The sequence below is a fragment of the Pseudomonas sp. MWU13-3659 genome (assembly GCF_023757525.1).
Taxonomy (GTDB): domain Bacteria; phylum Pseudomonadota; class Gammaproteobacteria; order Pseudomonadales; family Pseudomonadaceae; genus Aquipseudomonas; species Aquipseudomonas entomophila_E.
Map to the genome: position 1 here is coordinate 222,720 of NZ_JAMSHW010000003.1, position 19,948 is coordinate 242,667.

General features: G+C 69.2%; 4 protein-coding genes. 1 reads left to right on the forward strand and 3 read right to left on the reverse strand.

The genetic code is table 11. From position 1 onward, the window contains the following. Positions 1 to 76: 76 nt before the first annotated feature. A complete protein-coding gene (locus NGM28_RS05985; RefSeq protein WP_252089127.1) occupies positions 77 to 532 on the forward strand; it encodes an REP-associated tyrosine transposase in 456 nt (151 codons plus the stop codon). Positions 533 to 631: 99 nt separating this feature from the next. On the opposite strand, the gene NGM28_RS05990 is transcribed toward NGM28_RS05985, so the two are convergent. From NGM28_RS05990 to NGM28_RS06000, 3 genes are read right to left on the reverse strand one after another with little or no spacing between them, the layout of a single operon-like run. Next, complete coding sequence (locus tag NGM28_RS05990; RefSeq protein ID WP_252089129.1) at positions 632 to 1,585, reverse strand: alpha/beta hydrolase; 954 nt, start codon at positions 1,583 to 1,585, stop codon at positions 632 to 634. Positions 1,586 to 1,636: 51 nt separating this feature from the next. Continuing rightward, positions 1,637 to 13,432, reverse strand: coding sequence for a non-ribosomal peptide synthetase (locus tag NGM28_RS05995; protein WP_252089131.1), 11,796 nt, complete (start codon positions 13,430 to 13,432; stop codon positions 1,637 to 1,639). After that, positions 13,432 to 19,947: an amino acid adenylation domain-containing protein gene (locus NGM28_RS06000; RefSeq protein WP_502943833.1), complete on the reverse strand. Its 6,516-nt coding sequence runs from the start codon at positions 19,945 to 19,947 to the stop codon at positions 13,432 to 13,434. The genes NGM28_RS05995 and NGM28_RS06000 overlap by 1 nt, the downstream gene beginning before the upstream one ends. Position 19,948: the final 1 nt, after the last annotated feature.

A 19,948-nucleotide genomic window follows, 5' to 3' on the forward strand; every position in this document is an offset into this window, starting at 1 on the left:
TGAAAATGTTCCCCCCATCTCCCCCAGGACAGCACCGCTAGGCTGGACCATCAACCTCCACTCATGGACGCCCCTCATGCCCACTCCCCAAGGCAGTCAGCTGCGCCGCGGCAGGTATTCGGAGCCCGGCCGGCTCTACGTACTGACCACCGTCACCCACCACCGCCAGCCCCTGTTCCTCGACCTCCACCACGCTCGAGCGGCCATCCGATTCCTGCGTCAGGCTGACCAGGATGGCCACTGCCGATCACTGGCCTGGGTCGTGATGCCCGATCACGTTCATTGGCTGATCGAATTGAAGAAGGCGTCGCTGAGCACATTGATGCGTTACTTCAAGGCGCGATCAAGCCATGCGTTGCGCAAGGCTGGAGTCAGTACGGTACCCATCAGGCAGGCCGGTTTTCACGACCGCGCGTTGCGCCGGGAGGACGATGTGGTGATGGTCGCGAGGTACATCGTCGCCAATCCGCTGAGGGCGGGATTGGTGGAGAAGGTAGGTAGATACCCGCATTGGGATGCGGTCTGGGTTTAGGTGTTGATAGGGCGCCGCTTGCGCGCCGCATCGCGGATGAATCCGCTCCTACAGGCAGGCGCTGTTGTAGGAGCGGATTCATCCGCGATGCGCTCGCCATCAACAACGCTGGAAAAGCCACTCCAACGCCCGCTCATAAATCCCCTGCACCTCCGGCACCATGCCGGACATGCGCAGGAAATCATGGGTCAGCTGCGGCTGCAAATCGAGGGTCACCTCGGTCCCGCTGGCCCGCAGCCGCTCGGCCCAGGCCAGCCCCTCGTCGTACAGCGGATCATGCCCGGCCAGGCTGACGAAACTGGGCACCTGCGCCGGCAACTGCTCGATCAACAACGGCGAAGCCCGCCAGTCCAGGCGCTGCCGGGGCTCAGCCAGGTACAGGTCGTAGAACCAGCGCAGGGTCGCGCTTTCCAGCAGGTAACCCTCGGCGTAGCGGACATGGGAGTCACGCTCGCGGCTGGTGTCGGTCACCGGGTAGAACAGCAACTGGGCGACGGGCGCCAGACGCGTTTCCCCCTTCTGGGCCGCCAACGCCAATACCGTGGCCAAGGTGGCGCCGACGCTGTCGCCGGCCACCGCCACCCGCGCGGCGTCAAGGCCCAGCGTCGCGGCCTGGGCGGCCAACCAGTCAGCCACATCCAGCACATCATTGCTGGCCGTGGGGAAACGCTGCTCGGGCGCCAGGCGGTAGTCCGCCGCCAGCACCGCGAAACGGCCATCGGCCGCCAGGCGGCGGCACACCGAGTCATGGGAGTCCAGGCTGCCGACGACATAACCACCGCCATGCAGGTAGAGAATGGTCGGCTGCGCCGCCGGGCGCGGGCCTTCGCCGCGGTACAGGCGCGCCGCCAGCGCGGCGCCATCGCGCGCGACGATACTCAGTTCGGTCACGTCGAGCGCCGCGGGCGGGCTCGGGTCGAGAATGGCCGAGCTGCTGGCGAATTCGCGGCGGGCCTGCTCGACGCTCAACTGGTGCATCGGCTGGCTGTTGCCCATCAATCGCCCCATTTCCACCAGTTCGAGAAAGCCGGCAAGGTCGGGATGCAAAGACATGTTGGTTCCTTACGCAAAAAGTGCGGGCCCCGTCGCCAGGGCCCGAGAAGATCAACTGACGACAGGCTCGGGTTCGCCGAGCAGTTGGGTCAGCTGGGCCAGCAGGCCCGGATCGCGCAACAGCTCGAAGTGGCCGGCCTGGACCGTGTGGCTGGCGGCCAGCGCGCCGAAGCCCGCCTCGAAGCCCTGCCGCGCGGACAATGCCACACTCGCCGCCCACCAGCAGTGCGTCTCGCAGTCCAGCGCCGGCAGAGGCGCCAGGCGCAGGCTGAGGGCTTTCAGGCGCATGGCCACCTGGAACACATGGGCCAGCTCCTGGGCGTCGAAACGTGGCTGCGTGGGCGCCTGGGCCAGGCACGTCCGGATGGCCTGCGTCAACACCGGCTCGTCCGGCATTGCGGCCGCCTCGAGCCCCGGCAGCGCCTGCGGCCGATGGCCACAGACGACACCGATGAACGCCAGCAGGTCTTCACGATAATCCTGGGGCGCGTCCCCTCCCTCACCTGGCAGGTAGCTGTCCACCAGACCGACCATGGCCACCTCCTGGCCCTGGCGGCGCAGTTCCTCGGCCACCAGCACCGCGAGGCTGCCGCCCAGCGACCAGCCCAGCAGATGGTAAGGGCCATCGGCCTGTTTCTGGCGAATGTACTGGGCATAGTCGATGGCCATCGCTTCCAGCGACTCATCCTGCCAGCCACGGTCGAGCAGCATGCGGCATTGCAGGCCAAAGACGCTGCGCTTGCCCTCCAGCAGGCGGGCTAGCGGCTCGTAGTCGAACACCGTGCCGAAGCCGGCGTGCAGGCAGAACAGCGCCGGCACATCGGCGATTCGCCGGTTGAGCGACAGCACCGGGTCCAGCGCCAGGTCGTTGGCACTGTAGCCCGACAGCTCGGCGATGGTCGGCCGGGCCATCAGGTCGCGCAGCTTCAGGTCCAGCCCCAGGCCGCTGGCGCGCACCTTGGTCAGCACCTTGAGGATGCGCAGCGAGTCGCCACCGAGTTCGAAGAAGTTGTCGGTCACCCCCACCTGCGGTACTTCCAGCACGTCCTGCCAGATCACCGCCAGGGCCGCTTCCACGGCATTGCGCGGCGCCAGGTACTCGCGGCGCTTGAAGTCCGGGTCCGGCAGGGCCTTGCGGTCGACCTTGCCGTTGGGGTTCAGTGGCAACGCCTCGAGCACCAGCAGTTGGCTCGGCACCATGTAGTCGGGCAGCTCGGCCTGCAGGTCGCTGCGCAGTTGCTCGGCCAGCCCCTGCTGGGCGTCGGCGACCACATAGCCGACCAGTTGCTTGCCGCCCTGGGTATCACGGGCCACCACCACCGCGTCGCGTACCGGCGCCATGGCGCGCAGGCGCGCCTCGATTTCGCCCAGTTCAATGCGGAAACCGCGCACCTTGACCTGATGGTCCAGGCGCCCGAGGTAGTCGATCACGCCATCCGGGCGCTGGCGCACCAAGTCACCGGAACGGTACAGCCGCCCGCCATTGCCGAACGGGTCGGCGACGAAGCGCTCGGCGCTCAGGCCTGGGCGCTGGTGGTAACCCCGGGCCAGCCCCTCGCCACCGATGTACAGCTCGCCCGCCACGCCGACCGGCACCGGGTTGAGCTGGTTGTCCAGCACATACAGGGTGCGCTCGCCGACCCGCACGCCAATCGGCGCGTACACCGCCTCGCAGCGCTGGTCGACATTCACCTTCCACAACAGCGGCGTGACCACCGTCTCGGTCGGCCCGTAGCCATTGGTCAGGCAGCGCGGCTTGAGCACGCGCTTGACCCGCTCGAAGTTGGCCTCGGCCACTGCGTCGCCGCCAAAGCAGTAGATGTCCACCGGCGGCGCCTCGCGCCCCTCGCCGAACTCGGCCAGTTGCTGCAGGTAGGCCGGTGGGAAGCAGGCAATGCTGATGCGCTGCGCGTGCAGGGCCTGCCAGGTTTCCTCCGGGGTCCACAGGCGGTTGTCACGGATCACCAGGCAGCCGCCGCAGAGCAGGGTCGACAGCCAGCGTTCCTGGGCACCGTCGAAGGCGAACGACATGAACAGCAGCTCGCGGGTACGCGCGCTCATCTCATAGCGTTCGGCGATGGCCTGGCAGTGCATGCGGATCGGCCCGTGGGCCACCGCCACGCCCTTGGGCTTGCCGGTGGAGCCCGAGGTGTAGATCAGGTAGGCCAGGTTGTCGGCCTGGGCGCGTGGCGCCGGGCAGTGCTCAGGTTCGCCGGACAGGTCCAGGTCGTCCAGCGCCAGCACTCGGCCAGAAGCCGGCTGGCCCAGGCGTTCGAGCACCCGCTGTTCGCTCAGCAGCACGCTCATGGCCGAGTCTTCGACGATCCAGTTGAAGCGTTCGCGCGGGTAGTCGACATCCAGCGGCACATAGGCCGCGCCGGTCTTCATCACCGCGTAGAAAGCCACGATCACCTCGACCGAACGTTCCAGAGCGACGCCCACGAACATCTCCGGGCCAACCCCTTCGGCGATCAGCCGGTGGGCCAGGCGATTGGCGCGCACTTCGAGTTCGGCGTAGCTCAGCTGCCGGTCGCCACAGACCAGCGCCGGCGCCTGCGGTTGCTGGGCCACATGGCGGGCGATCAGCTCAGCCAGCAACTCACCTTGGCCCGCCGTCGCCGTCAGTCGGTTGTCCAGCGCCAGCTGGCGTTGCTGCGCGGCGTCGAGGGTCGCCAGGCTGCCCAGCGTGGCCTGCGGCGTGTCGATCAACGCCTGCAGCAACACCTCGAAGCTCGCCATGACCTGGGCGCAGGACGCTTCACTGAAGCGGTTGCGCAGGTAGAGGAACTCGATGCTCAAGGTGTTGTTCAGGTGGACCGCGAGGTCCATGGCGTAGTTGGTGACGTCACGCCCGGTCACGGCACCGAATTGCAGGGTGCTGTCGCCGGTTTCCTTGAGGCGCTCGTCGATCGGGTAGTTCTCGAACACGATGATGCTGTCGAACAACCCCTGGGCGCCCTGCCCCGACCAGCGCTGGATATCCGCCAGCGCGGTGTGCTCGTGGTCGCGTGCCTCCAGGTTGTGGGTCTGCAAGGCTTGCAGCCACTGCGCGGCGACCTGCTCCGGGCGCGGCGCCTGGATGATCGGCAAGGTGTTGATGAACAGCCCGAGCATCTCGTCGGCACCGTCCAGCTGCGCCGGACGACCGGCGACGATGGCGCCGAAGCACACGCTCTGCTGGCCGGTGAAGCGTTGCAACAGCAGTGACCAGGCACCTTGCACCAGGGTGTTGGGCGTGACGCGCAGGGCACGGGCCTGCTCACGCAGGCGCGCAGTGCGGCTGGCGTCCCATTTCAGGTACAGCGCGGCATGGCCACTGAGCCCCGGTGGCGGCGCCGGCAGGCTGGCGGCCAGGCTGGTGATGCCCTCAACAGCTTGCAGGCGCGCCTTCCAGAACGCCTCCTGGGCAGCGGCCGGCTGGGCCTGCAACCAGGCGATGTAGTCACGATAATGGCCACGGCGCGGCGCCGGGGCCTGGCCGCCGTAAACCTGGAACACCTCACCAAGCAGGCGCGACTTGCTCCAGCCGTCCATGAGGATATGGTGGCTGGTCCAGATCAGTTGGTGGCGATCCTCGCCCAGGCGCACCAGGGTCAGGCGCATCAGCGGCGCGGCCAGCAGGTCGAAGCCCTCGGCGCAATCCGCCGCGGCCAGCGCCTGCAGGTCCTGCTCGCTGACCGTACGCTGGCGCCAATCCAGGCGCTGTACCGCCAGGCGCGCCTGGCGATGGACCAGTTGCAGCGGCTCGCCCAGCGCGGCATCGCTCCAGAAACCGGTGCGCAGGATCTCGTGGCGGCCGATCACCTGCTCCCAGGCCCGCACGAACGCCTCCGCGTCCAGGCCGTCCACGGCCACGCTGGTCTGGTTGATGTACAGGTCGTCGCCACCGGCTTCCTGGGTGTGGAACAGCATGCCCTGTTGCATCGGCGACAACGGGTAGAGGTCTTCGACCTGCTCGAGCGCCACGGGCAGGCGATCGAGCTGGGCCTGGCTGACCTGCGCCAGGGGGAAGTCCGAAGGGGTGACGCCACGCTGCCCTGGTACCAGGCAGTGCTCGATCAGCGCGCGCAGCTGCTGGGCGTAGTCGTCGGCCAGGGCCTGCACGGTGGCCCTGTCGAACATCGCCTGGCTGAAGGTCCAGGCCAGGTTGAGCTCGCCGCCGTAGACCTGGCCATTGATCGACAGCCAGTTGTTCAGTGGCGCGGCTTCGTCCTGGTCGGCGGCCAGGCGTTCGCCACGGGGCACGAACAAGGCGTCGTCGGCCGTCGCGAAGCTGCCGTCGAACTGCCCCAGGTAGTTGAACGTGACTCGGGGCTCAGGCAGTGCCGCCAGGCGCTCGCGTGCCGCCGGGCTGCCCAGGTGGCGCAGGATGCCGAAGCCGATGCCCTTGTCCGGCACGCCGCGCAGCTGCTCCTTGATGGTCTTGATCGTGGCGGCCCACTGCGGGTCCGGGCTCAGGCGCAACGGATAGAGGCTGGAGAACCAGCCCACGGTGCGGCTCAGGTCCACCGCCGGCGACAGGTCCTCGCGGCCATGGCCTTCGAGCTGGATCAGCGCATGGCGCTGGCCGCTCCAGTTCACCAGCGTGCGCGCCAGGGCGGCCAGCAACAGGTCGTTGACCTGGGTGCGGTAGGCTTGCGGCGCCTGCTGCAGCAGCTTGCGGGTCAGCTCGGCGTCGAGGTGGGTATTGACGCTGGCGCGATGGCGGTTGGCCAGGCTGCCGGCCGGGCGTTCGCACGGCAGATCACGCGGGGCGTCCTGCAACTGGGCCGACCAGTAATCCGCCTCGCCAGCCTGTTCAAGGGTGCCGGCATGGGATGCGAGGAAGGCGGCCCAGTCGCGCACGGCGCTGGTCTTGGCCGGCAGCTTGACCGACGCGCCGCCCTGGAGCTGGCGGCAAGCGGTCTGCAGGTCTTCGAGCAGAAGGCGCCACGACACGCCGTCGACCACCAGGTGGTGGATCACCAGCAGCAACTGCTGCCCGCCTTCGCCGTTCGGCAGCAGGACGGCCCGCAGCAACTGCCCATGCTGCAGGTCCAGGCTGCGTTGCGCTTGCAGGGCCAGCGCCCGGTTCTGCTCCACTGTTTGCACAGGCGCTTGCCAGAGCAGCGGCGCCTGCTGCCAATGCGCTTCAAGGGCTGCCAGCGGAACATGGCTGGCTTGCATCTGCCCGCCTGCGCTGACAAAGCGCAGGCGCAAGGCGTCATGTTGCATGACCAGCGCACGCAAGGCGCGCTCAAGCAGCTCAGGCACCAGCGGCTCGCGCAGTTCCAGCAGCACCGACTGGTTCCAGTGCTGGCGCTCGGCAATGTCCAGGGTGAAGAATTCAGCCTGGATTGGCACCAGCGCACTGTCGCCGGTCACCGGGCCCTGGTCGATCGACAGCGCCTGCTGGGTGCTGGCCACCGCGGCCAGGGCAGCGATGGTCTGATGCTTGAAAACATCGCGTGGGGTCAGGTTCAAGCCCTGCTGACGCGCACGCCCGACCATCTGGATGGAGACGATCGAATCGCCGCCCAGGCCAAAGAAGTTGTCCTGGCGGCCGACCTGCTCCAGGCCCAGCAAGCCCTGCCAGATGGTCGCCAGCACCTGTTCGGCGGCCGTGGCGGGCGCCTCGTAGTCAGTGCTCGGCGCCACCGGCTCGGGCGCGGGCAAGGCCTTGCGGTCAAGCTTGCCGTTAGGGCTCAACGGCATGCGTTCGAGCACGATGAACTGCGCCGGGACCATGTAGTCCGGCAACTGTTCGAGCAGGTGCGCGCCCAGTTGGCTGGCGCTTGGCACTTCACTGCCGGCCGGCACCACGTAGGCCACCAGTTGCTTGCCGTTGCGTCCGTCGCAGGCGATCACCACCGCCTCGCGCAGTTGGCCTTGCTCCAGCAGGCGTGCCTCGATCTCGCCCAGCTCGATGCGCAGGCCGCGGATCTTCACCTGGTGGTCGATGCGCCCGGCGTATTCGATCACCCCGTCGGCGCGGTAGCGCGCCAGGTCACCGGTGCGGTACAGCCGCTCACCGCCGAACGGGCTGGCGACGAAACGCTCGGCGGTCAGCGCCGGGCGGCGGTGGTAACCCCGCGCCAGGCCCACGCCGCCCAGGTACAGCTCGCCTGCCACGCCCACCGGCACCGGCGCCAGTTCGGCGTCGAGGATGTAGGTCGCCAGGTTGGCGATCGGCACACCGATCGGCACGCTGTCGCGCCCCTCCTCGCGGCAGGTCCAGTGGGTCACGTCGATCGCCGCCTCGGTCGGCCCGTACAGGTTGTACAGCCCGCTCCACGGCAACCGCGCCAGCACCTGCTGCTGCGCGTCCACCGGCAGCGCCTCGCCACTGCAGACGATCCGCCGCAGCGAGGTGCAGCGGGTCACGTGCGGGTCTTGCAGGAACGCTTGCAGCATCGACGGCACGAAGTGCAGCGTGCTCACCTGCTCGGCCTCGATCAGCGCGATCAGCTGCCCCGGGTCGCGGTGCGCCCCCGGCGCCGCCAGCACCAGCCGCGCGCCGGTGATCAGCGGCCAGAAGAACTCCCACACCGACACGTCGAAGCTGAACGGGGTTTTCTGCAACACGCTGTCCGCCGCCGTCAGCCCGTAGGCCTCCTGCATCCAGCACAGGCGGTTGACCAGCGCGTCGTGGCGGTTGCCAGCGCCCTTGGGCTTGCCGGTGGAGCCGGAGGTGTAGATCACGTACGCCAGTTGCTGCGGCGCCGGTACGAGGCCCAGGTTGTCGGCGCCGTGGTCGGCCAGCCAATCGCCTGGCTGGTCCAGCACCAGGCAGCGCACGCCCTCGCCCAGCGGCAGCTCGGCCAGCAGGTGCGCCTGGGTCAGCAGCAGTTCGATGCCGCTGTCCTCGATCATGTACGCCAGGCGTTCGCGTGGGTACTCCGGGTCCAGCGGCACGTAGGCCGCGCCGGCCTTGAGAATCGCCAGCAGGCCCACCACCATCTCCACGCTGCGCTCCACGGCGATGCCCACCAGCGCATCGGCGGTCACGCCCTGGGCCACCAGTTCGCGGGCCAGGCGGTTGGCCCGGGCGTTGAGTTCGGCGTAGCTCAGTTGCTGGCCGGCGAAGGCCAGCGCCGGGGCCTGCGGGGTCGCCGCCACCTGCGCCTCGAAGCGTTGCGGCACGCTCAGGGCCAGGTCGTAATCACGGCCGGTGGCGTTCCAGCCGTGCAGCGCCTGCTCACGCTCGGCCGGCGCCAGCAGCGCCAGTTGCCCCAGCGGCGCCTGCACATCCGCCACCAGGCCTTGCAGCAGCTGCTGCCAGTGCGCGCCCAGGCGCTCGATGCTCGCCGCGTCGAACAGGTCGGTGGCGTACACCAGCGACGCCGAAAGGCCCTGCTCGCCCTCGAAGGTGTTCAGGCTCAGGTCGAACTGCGTGCTGTGGCTGTCCCAGCCCAGCGCCTCGACCTGTAACCCGTGCGGGGCGGCCATCGCCGTCGCCACCCGCTGGTGGTTGAACATCACCTGGAACAGCGGGCTGTGGCTCAGGCTGCGCTCCGGCTGCAACGCCTCGACCAGTTGCTCGAACGGCAGGTCCTGGTGCGCCTGGGCCTCCAGGGCGGCGTTGCGCACCTGCTGCAACAGGGCCTGGAAGCTGGCCTGGCCATCGACCTCGGCCTTGAGCACCTGGGTGTTGACGAAGAAGCCCACCACGCCCTCGGTTTCCAGGCGCGTGCGGTTGGCGATCGGCACGCCGACGCGGATGTCGGCCTGGCCGCTGTAGCGGTGCAGCAGCGCCTGGAACGAAGCCAGCAGCAGCATGAACAGGGTCACCTGCTCGCGCTGGGCCAGCTGGCGCAGGCCGTCGGCCAGCGCGGGGGCCAGGTGCAGCGCGTGGCGGGCGCCCCGGTAGCTCTGCGCCGCGGGGCGTGGGCGGTCGGTGGGCAGTTCCAGCACCGGCTGTTCGCCGCCCAGTTGGGCGGTCCAGTAGGCCAGCTGGCGGGCCTGCTCGCCCTCGGCCAGCCACTGGCGTTGCCACACGGCGTAGTCCAGGTACTGGATCGGCAACTCAGGCAATTGCGCCGCCTGGCCCTGGCTGAAGGCGTCGTACAGCGCCACCAGCTCCTCCACCAGACGCTGCATCGACCAGCCATCGGAGACGATGTGGTGCTGGGTCATCACCAGCACATGTTCCTGCTCGGCCAGGCGCAGGAGACGCAGGCGCAGCAACGGCCCTTGCTCCAGGTCGAACAGCTGGCGGGTTTCCTCCTCGACCACGGCGCGCAAGGCCTGCTCGTCCGGGTTGCCCTGCAAACTCAGGTCTACCGGCAGGGTCGGCAGCGATGCGACATCGATCACCTGGCGAACCTGGCCATCCTCGGTCACGAAGCGGGTGCGAAGGCTTTCATGGCGCTCGACCAGGGTCGCGAAACTACGCTCCAACGCCGCGATGTCCAGCGTGCCACGCAGGCGCAGGGCCATCGGGATGTGGTAGGCCGCGCTGCCCGGTTCCAGTTGCCAGAGGAACCACTGACGCTCCTGGGCGAACGACAGCGGCTGGCTGGCGCCACGCTGCACGCGCGGGATCTCGCTCAGGCGCATGTCGTCCTGCGGCGCCAGGGCCTGGGTGAACGCGCCCAGGGTGGTGTGTTCGAACAACGTGCGCAGCGCCACCTGGCGGCCAAGCACCTGGCGTACCCGCGAGATCACCTGGGTGGCCAGCAGCGAGTGGCCGCCCAGGGCGAAGAAATCGTCGTCCAGGCCGACCTGGGCGACATCCAGTACGCTTTCCCACACCGCGGCCACGTGTTGTTCCAGCTCGCTGGCCGGGGCGCGGAACGCCGCCTGGGGTTGGCTGGTATCCGGGCTTGGCAGGGCCTTGCGGTCGAGTTTGCCATTGGTGGTCAGCGGCAAGGCATCGAGCAGCAGGAAGTGTGCCGGGACCATGTAGTCCGGCAGGTCCTGGCGCAGCCCCTGGCGCAGCGCATCGCGGCGGGCCTGCGGCTCGCCGCCCTCGGCCATGACCACATAGGCCACCAGTTGCGCGCCACCGATGCCCGGCAATGCCAGCACCGCCGCCTGGCGCACGCCGGGCTGGGCCAGCAGGCAGGCCTCGATCTCGCCCAGCTCGATGCGGAACCCGCGGATCTTCACCTGGTGGTCCATACGGCCGATGTATTCGATCTCACCCGAGACCGTATGGCGCGCCAGGTCACCAGTGCGGTACAGGCGCGCGCCGGCCGGGCCGAACGGGTCGGCCAGGAAGCGTTCGGCGCTCAAGCCGCCACGGCGGTGGTAGCCGCGAGCCAGGCCCGCGCCGCCGACATACAGCTCCCCCACGCAGCCGGCGGCCACCGGGTTGAGCTGGCCATCGAGCACGTACCAGGACAGGTCGGCGATCGGCACGCCAATCGGGCTGCCGACGCCATTGTCCAGGTCCGCCAGGCTCAACGGTCGGTAGGTCACGTGCACGGTGGTCTCGGTGATGCCGTACATGTTGATCAGCCGGGTCGGCTGGTCGCCAAAACGCTCGAACCACGGGCGCAGCCCCTTGACCTCCAGGGCCTCGCCGCCGAACACCACGTAGCGCAGGGCATGCCGGCGCGAGTCGGGCGCCTGGCAGGCCACCTGCATCAGTTGCTTGAAGGCCGACGGTGTCTGGTTGAGCACCGTCACCCCTTCGTCGCACAGCAGCGCGTGGAAGTCCTCGGCGCTGCGGGTCACGTCCTGGGGCACGATCAGCAGGCGGCCGCCGTGCATCAGGGCGCCGAAGATCTCCCACACCGAGAAGTCGAAGGCATAGGAATGGAACAACGACCAGACATCGTCGGCGCCGAAATCGAACCACTCGGCGGTGGCCTCGAACAGGCGCAGGATGTTGCCGTGGGGCAACAGCACGCCCTTGGGGTTGCCGGTGGAACCGGAGGTGTAGATCACATAGGCCAGGTTGTCCGGCCCCAGCGCAACCTTGGGGTTGTGGGCCGGCAGGTCGGCGCCGGGCACGGTCAGCGGCAGCACGCTGACATTTGCCGGGACATCCAGCTGCCGGGCCGCCTCCGGGTCGGCCAGCAGCAGGCGGATGCCGCTGTCGTCGATCATGTAGGCCAGCCGCTCGCGCGGATAGGCCGGGTCCAGCGGCACGTAGGCGCCACCGGCCTTGAGGATGGCCAGCAGGCCGACCAGCATGTCCGGCCCACGGTGACAGGCCAGGCCAACCCGGGCATCCGGGCCGACGCCCGCGCCGATCAACTGGTGGGCAAGGCGGTTGGCCTGCTCGTTGAGCGCGCCGTAGCTCAGGTGCCGGCCTTCGAAGGTCAGGGCAATGGCCTCGGGCGCACGCGCGGCCTGGGCCTCGATCAAGTGATGGGCGCAGCCGCGGGGTGGGAAGTGCTGGGGTGACGGGTTCAGTGCCGCCAGGCTGGCGCGACGCTCGTCGGCGCCCAGCAGCGGCAGCTCGCCGATGCGCTGGCCCGGCTCGGCGACGATCCCGGCGAGCAGGTTGAGCCAATGCCCGGCGATGCGCTGGGCGCTGCCTTCGCTGAACAGGTCGCTGGCGTAGCTCAGGGTCGCCCACACGCCCTGCTCGGTTTCGTAGGTGTCCAGGGTCAGGTCGAACTGCGCGGTATGGCGCTGCGTCTGGATACCCTCGATGGCCAGCGCGCCAAGGTTGGCGGCGGCCTGGCCATCGCCCTTGGCGGTGTTCTGGTGGTTGTAGACCACCTGGAACAGCGGGCTGTGCCCGGCATTGCGTTGCGGGTGCAGGGCTTCGACCAGTTGCTCGAACGGCAGGTCCTGGTGGGCCTGGGCTTCCAGCGCGGCCCCCCGCACCTGCGCGAGCAAGGCGAGGAAACTCGCCTGCGAATCGACTTCGGCCTTGAGCACCTGGGTGTTGACGAAGAAGCCGATCAGCCCTTCGGTCTCGACGCGGTTGCGGTTGGCCACCGGCACGCCGACGCGGATATCGGCCTGGCCACTGTAGCGGTGCAACAGGGTCTGGTAGGCGGCCAGCAACAGCATGAACAAGGTCACGCCTTCTTGGCGAGCCAAAGCCTTGAGGCCCTCGACCAGCGGCTGCGGCAGGTCGATGCGCAGCCGCCCGCCCTGGTAGCTGCGCCGCGCCGGGCGCGGCCAGTCGCCTGGCAGCTCCAGCACCGGATGCTCATCGCCCAGGCGGGCGGTCCAGTATTGCAGTTGCCGTTCGCGCTCGCCGGCCTCCATCCAGTGGCGCTGCCAGATCGCGTAGTCGGCGTACTGCACCTCCAGGGCCGTGGCTTGTGGCTCACGCCCCTGGCTGTAGGCGCCGTAGGCCTGCACCAGCTCATCGACCATCACCCGGCTCGACCAGCCGTCGGAGACGATGTGATGCAGCACCATCACCAGCACATGGTCCTGCGCGTCGAGGCGCAGCAGGCGCACCCGCAGCAGGTTGCCGGCGGCCAGGTCGAACAGCGCCGCGCCGTGCTCGTGGATGTAATGTTCGATCCAGGTATCGCGTGCCTCCCCCGCCAGCCCGTCGGGCAGCAGGTCCAGCGGCACGTCCAGCACCGTGTCGTGGTCGATCACCTGGGCCAGGCCCTCGCCTTGGTCGACGAAGCGCGTGCGCAGCACGTCATGGCGCGCCACCAGGGCCGCGAAGCTGCGGCGCAGGGCCTGCACGTCCAGTTCGCCGCGCAGGCGCAGGGCGGTGGGAATGTTGTAGGCGGCGCTGTCCGGCTCCAGCTGCCAGAGGAACCACTGACGCTCCTGGGCGTAGGACAGCGGGATGCGGCCGAAGGCGTCACGCACCCTGGGGATCGGCAGGTTGGCCACCGACACCCCTTCCTCGCTCATCTTTTCCAGGTACAGCTTGCGTTTGTCCAGGGGCAGAGTGATAAAGCGCTTGGCGATCCTCGAAGCAACACTCGTGTCCATCAGACTTCCTCCATTTCATCAAGCAGGGCTTCCAGCTTGTTCAGTTTTACCGTGTCGACCTGCTTGCCCGACTGTTCCAGGTGCGCCACGAAGGCCTCCAGGGTCGGGTGTTGGAACAACGCTTGCGGGCCGGGCGCCAGGCCCAGCTCCAGCTGGATGCGGGAGACCACATTGACCACGGCCAGCGAGTGGCCGCCGAGCTCGAAGAAACTGTCGGCAAGGCCCACCCGCGCGCAGCCCAGCACGCCCTGCCAGATCGCCGCGACCTGGCACTGCAACTCGGTGACGGGCGGGCTGAACGCTGGCCGCGCGCTGCTGGCCTCGAGGGCTGGCAAGGCCTTGCGGTCGAGCTTGCCATTGGGGCTCAAGGGCAGTTGCGCCAGGAGCATGAGCGGCCCGGGCACCATGTACGCCGGCAGCGCCTGGCGCAGCTGGCCACGCACCTGCTCGGCCAGTTGCGCCTGCATCTGGGCCGGGGCTTGCAGCACGGCGGCGTCCTCGGGCACCAGGTAGCCGGCCAGCTGCTTGCCGGCCGGGGTGTCGATGGCCAGCACCACGGCTTCGCGGATGCCGGGCTGCTCCAGCAGGCGTGCCTCGATCTCGCCCAGTTCGATGCGCAGGCCGCGAATCTTCACCTGGTGGTCGATGCGCCCGGCGTATTCGATCACCCCGTCGGCGCGGTAGCGCGCCAGGTCACCGGTGCGGTACAGGCGCTCGCCGCCGCCGAACGGGCTGGCGACGAAACGCTCCGCCGTCAACGCCGGGCGGCGGTGGTAACCCCGCGCCAGGCCCACGCCGCCCAGGTACAGCTCGCCTGCCACGCCCACCGGCACCGGCGCCCGTTCGGCGTCGAGGATGTAGGTCGCCAGGTTGGCGATCGGTACGCCGATCGGCACGCTGTCGCGCCCCTCCTCGCGGCAGGTCCAGTGGGTCACGTCGATCGCCGCCTCGGTCGGCCCGTACAGGTTGTACAGCCCGCTCCACGGCAACCGCGCCAGTACCTGCTGCTGCGCGTCCACCGGCAGCGCCTCGCCACTGCAGACGATCCGCCGCAGCGAGGTGCAGCGGGTCACGTGCGGGTCTTGCAGGAACGCTTGCAGCATCGACGGCACGAAGTGCAGCGTGCTCACCTGCTCGGCCTCGATCAGCGCGATCAGCTGCCCCGGGTCGCGGTGCGCCCCCGGCGCCGCCAGCACCAGGCGTGCGCCGGTGATCAGCGGCCAGAAGAACTCCCACACCGACACGTCGAAGCTGAACGGGGTTTTCTGCAACACGTTGTCCGCCGCTGTCAGCCCGTAGGCCTCCTGCATCCAGCACAGGCGGTTGACCAGCGCGTCGTGGCGGTTGCCAGCGCCCTTGGGCTTGCCGGTGGAGCCGGAGGTGTAGATCACGTACGCCAGTTGCTGCGGCGCCGGTACGAGGCCCAGGTTGTCGGCGCCGTGGTCGGCCAGCCAAGCGTCCGGCGGGTCCAGCACCAGGCTGCGCACGCCCTCGCCCAGCGGCAGCTCGGCCAGCAGGTGCGCCTGGGTCAGCAGCAGTTCGATGCCGCTGTCCTCGATCATGTACGCCAGGCGTTCGCGTGGGTACTCCGGGTCCAGCGGCACGTAGGCCGCGCCGGCCTTGAGGATCGCCAGCAGGCCCACCACCATCTCCACGCTGCGCTCCACGGCGATCCCCACCAGCGCATCGGCCGTCGCCCCCTGGGCCACCAGCTCGCGGGCCAGGCGGTTGGCCCGCGCGTTGAGTTCGGCGTAGCTCAGTTGCTCGCCGGCGAAGGCCAGCGCCGGCGCCTGCGGGGTCGCCGCCACCTGCGCCTCGAAGCGTTGCGGCACGCTCAGGGCCAGGTCGTAATCACGGCCGGTGGCGTTCCAGCCGTGCAGCGCCTGCTCACGCTCGGCCGGCGCCAGCAGCGCCAGTTGCCCCAGCGGCGCCTGCACATCCGCCACCAGGCCTTGCAGCAGCTGCTGCCAGTGCGCGCCCAGGCGCTCGATGCTCGCCGCGTCGAACAGGTCGGTGGCGTACACCAGCGACGCCGAAAGGCCCTGCTCGCCCTCGAAGGTGTTCAGGCTCAGGTCGAACTGCGTGCTGTGGCTGTCCCAGCCCAGCGCCTCGACCTGTAACCCGTGCGGGGCGGCCATCGCCGTCGCCACCCGCTGGTGGTTGAACATCACCTGGAACAGCGGGCTGTGGCTCAGGCTGCGCTCCGGCTGCAACGCCTCGACCAGTTGCTCGAACGGCAGGTCCTGGTGCGCCTGGGCCTCCAGGGCGGCGTTGCGCACCTGCTGCAACAGGGCCTGGAAGCTGGCCTGGCCATCGACCTCGGCCTTGAGCACCTGGGTGTTGACGAAGAAGCCCACCACGCCCTCGGTTTCCAGGCGCGTGCGGTTGGCGATCGGCACGCCGACGCGGATGTCGGCCTGGCCGCTGTAGCGGTGCAGCAGCGCCTGGAACGAAGCCAGCAGCAGCATGAACAGGGTCACCTGCTCGCGCTGGGCCAGCTGGCGCAGGCCGTCGGCCAGCGCGGGGGCCAGGTGCAGCGCGTGGCGCGCGCCCCGGTAGCTCTGCGCTGCGGGGCGTGGGCGGTCGGTGGGCAGTTCCAGCACCGGCTGTTCGCCGCCCAGTTGGGCGGTCCAGTAGGCCAGCTGGCGGGCCTGCTCGCCTTCGGCCAGCCACTGGCGCTGCCACACGGCGTAGTCCAGGTACTGGATCGGCAGGGCCGGCAGCGGCGCCGCCTGGCCCTGGCTGAAGGCGTCGTACAGCGCCACCAGTTCTTCCACCAGGCGTTGCATCGACCAACCATCGGAGACGATATGGTGCTGGGTCATCACCAGCACATGTTCCTGTTCGGCCAGACGCAGCAGTTCGACACGCAGCAACGGCCCCGTTGCCAAGTCGAACGGGCGTTGCAGCAACTGTTTGATCTGCGCCTCGACCTGCGCCTCGGTCGCGCCTTGCAGCGTACGCACGGGCATCGCCACGGACACAGCGTCATGAATCACTTGCAGCGGGCCTTCGGCCGTCTGACGGAAGGTAGTGCGCAGGCTCTCGTGGCGCTCGACCAGCGCGGCGAAGCTGCGCTCCAGTGCCGCGACGTCCAGGACACCGCGCAGGCGCAGCACGGCGGGAATGGTGTAAGCCGTACTGTCCGGGGCGAACTGCCAGAGCAGCCACTGGCGTTGCTGGGCAAACGACAGTGGCAAGTCCTGGTCGCGGGCGACGCGGGTAATCGCCGCGACGGGCTTGCTGGCCACCCGGCCAACCGCCTGGGCGAACCCACCCAGGGTGGCGTGCTCGAACAGCGTGCGCAGCGGCACGTCGATCGCCAGGCCCTGGGCCACGCGGGAAATGACCTGGGTGGCCAGCAACGAGTGGCCGCCCAGTTCGAAGAAGTTGTCGGCCAGGCCGACCTTCTCCAGTTTCAGCACCTCGGCCCAGATCTGCGCCAGCTGGCATTCCAGCTCGCTGCGCGGTGCCTGGTAGCGCGCCTGGGCGAGGCTTGCGTCCGGCGCCGGCAACGCCTTGCGGTCGAGCTTGCCGTTGGGGGTCAGCGGCATGCGCGCCAGCAGCATCAGCTGCGCCGGCACCATGAACTCCGGCAGCGCCTCGCCCAGCGCCGCGCGCAGGGTCTCGCGCAGCGCCTGCTGGGCCTCGCCCGCTTCCACCAGCGCTGCGTCCGTCGGCACCAGGTAACCCACCAGCTGCGTGCCCAGGCCGCTGTCGCGGGCCACCACCGCCGCTTCGCGCACTTCGGCCCGGGCCAGCAACTGTGCCTCGATCTCGCCCAGCTCGATGCGGAAACCGCGGATCTTCACCTGGTGGTCGGCGCGACCGATGTATTCCAGGCGGCCCTGGCCATCGAAGCGTGCCAGGTCGCCAGTGCGGTAGATGCGCTCGCCGTCGGCGAACGGGCTGGCCAGGAAGCGCTCGGCGGTCAGCCCCGGGCGCTGGTGATAACCGCGCGCCAGGCCCGCACCGCCGATGTACAGTTCGCCGGCCACGCCCACCGGCACCGGTTGCAGGTCGGCGTCCAGCACCAGCAGCGCCGTGTTGTCCAGCGGCCGGCCCAGCAGCACCTGCGTGTTGCCCGCGTCCAGGTAGTGCAATGCCGACCAGATGGTGGTCTCGGTCGGGCCGTACAGGTTCCACACATGGCCGCAGCGCTCGATCAGCCGCGCCGCCAGGTCCGGCGCCAGCGCCTCGCCGCCGCACAGCGCCTTGCACCCGGCCAGGCTCGCCGCCCGTGGGCTGTCCAGCAGCATCCGCCAGGTCGATGGGGTGGCTTGCACCACGCTGACCCGCTCGGCCGCGATCGCCGCCAGCAGGGCTTGCGGGTCGCGGGCCGTGGCCCGCTCCACCAGCACGATGCAGGCGCCGGCCAGCAGGCTGCCGTACAGCTCCAGGCCGGCGATATCGAACGACAGCGAGGTCAGCGACAACACCCGATCGTGCGCGGCGATGCCCGGCTGCTTGAGCATGCTGGCCAGGAAGTTCAGCACGCCGTCGTGGCGCACGCCCACGCCCTTGGGCTTGCCGGTGGAACCGGAGGTGTAGATCACGTAGGCCAGGTTGCTCGGCGCGGCCAGGTTGTCCAGGTTGCTGCCGTCAAACTCGGCCAGCCAGTCCTCGCCGGCTTGCAGCTCCAGCGCCTCGACACCGGCCGGCAGTGCCAGCGCGCCGCGCAGGTGGGCCTGGGTCAGCACCAGTTGCGCGCCGCTGTCTTCGACCATGTGCGCCAGGCGCTCGGCCGGGTATTCCGGGTCCATCGGCACGTAGGCGCCGCCGGCCTTGAGGATCGCCAGCAGGCCCACCACCAGCGCCACGCCGCGCTCCACGGCGATGCCCACCAGCACGTCCGGGCCCACGCCCATCGCACGCAAGCGCCGGGCCAGACGGTTGGCGCGGCGGTTGAGGGTGGCGTAGTCGAGGGTTTCGCCGGCTACGCTCAGGGCGGGGGCCGTTGGCGTGCGCGCGGCGCTGGCCTCGATCAGTTGGTGCAGGCACTGGTCGTCGGCGAATGGCACCGCCGTGGCGTTCCATGCCTCGACCATCTGCTGTTGTTCGTGCGCTGCCAGCAACGGCAACTGGCCAACCCGCTGAGCGGGCGCCTCGACGATCCCCTGCAACAGGTTCAGCCAATGCCCGGCCATGGTCTCGATGGTCGTGGCATCGAACAGGTCGGTGGCATAGGTCAGGGTCGCCGACAGCGCCTGCCCCGCTTCATGGGTATCCAGGGTCAGGTCGAACTTGGCCGCCTGCCCCTGCGCCTCGAGCCCGTCGATGCTCAGGCCCGGCAACGCCGGCCCCTCATCGCCCTGGGCCGCGCCGCCCTGGTGGTTGTACATCACCTGGAACAGCGGCGAATGGCTCAGGCTGCGGCTCGGCTGCAAGGCCTGGACCAGTTGCTCGAATGGCAGGTCCTGGTGAGCCTGGGCCTCCAGCGCCGTGCCGCGCACCTGCAGCAACAGCGCCTGGAAGCTGGCCTGCGGATCGATCTCGGCCTTGAGCACCTGGGTGTTGACGAAGAAGCCCACCAGCCCTTCGGTCTCGACACGGTTGCGGTTGGCCACCGGCACGCCGACACGGATGTCGGACTGGCCACTGTAGCGGTGCAGCAACACCTGGAAGGACGCCAGCAACACCATGAACAAGGTCGCCTGCTCGCGCTGCGCCAGCTGGCGCAAGCCTTCGGCCAGGGTGGCGGGCAAGGCCACCTGCAGGCGCGCGCCACGCAGGCTCTGGACCATCGGCCGCGGGCGATCCAGCGGCAATTCCAGCAACGGTTGCTCGCCGCCCAGCTGCCGCGTCCAGTAGTCCAGCTGGCGCGCCTGCTCGCCGGCTTCCATCCAGCAACGCTGCCACAGCGCATAGTCGCGGTACTGGATCGGCAGCGGCGCCAGGGCCGGCTCGCGCCCCTGGCTGAATGCCGCATAACCGGCCAGCAGTTCCTTGAGCAGCACCTGCAGCGACCAGCCATCGGCGATGGCGTGGTGCAAGGTCAGCACCAGCACGCGCTCCTGGTGGTCGACCTTGAACAAGGCACAACGCAGCAATGGGCCTTTACGCAGATCGAAAGGCTGTTGCGTCTCGCTTTCAATCATGGCCAGCAGCTGCGCAGGCTCGACACTGCGCTCCGTCAGCTCAGGCACGAAAGGCGGGCACACCCGCTGCAAACGCTCACCCTCGCCCTGCTCGGTGAACACCGTGCGCAGGCTGGCCTGGCGCTCGACCAGCGCCGCCAGGCTACGCTGCAGTGCCTCCCGTTGCAGTTCGCCACGCAGACGCAGCACCAGGGGAATGTTGTAGGCCGCGCCCGCCGGGTCGAACTGCCAGAGAAACCACTGGCGCTCCTGGGCGTAGGACATCGGTGCCGTCTCGCCTTCGACGCAGCCACCGGGTATCGGCAGCTGCGCCAGGCTCATCCCCTTGCTCGCAAGCTTTTCCAGGAAGGCCTGGCGCTGGGCCAGGGGCAACCTGATAAAACGTTGCACCAGTGCGGCGCTGTCATGTGCGGCCATT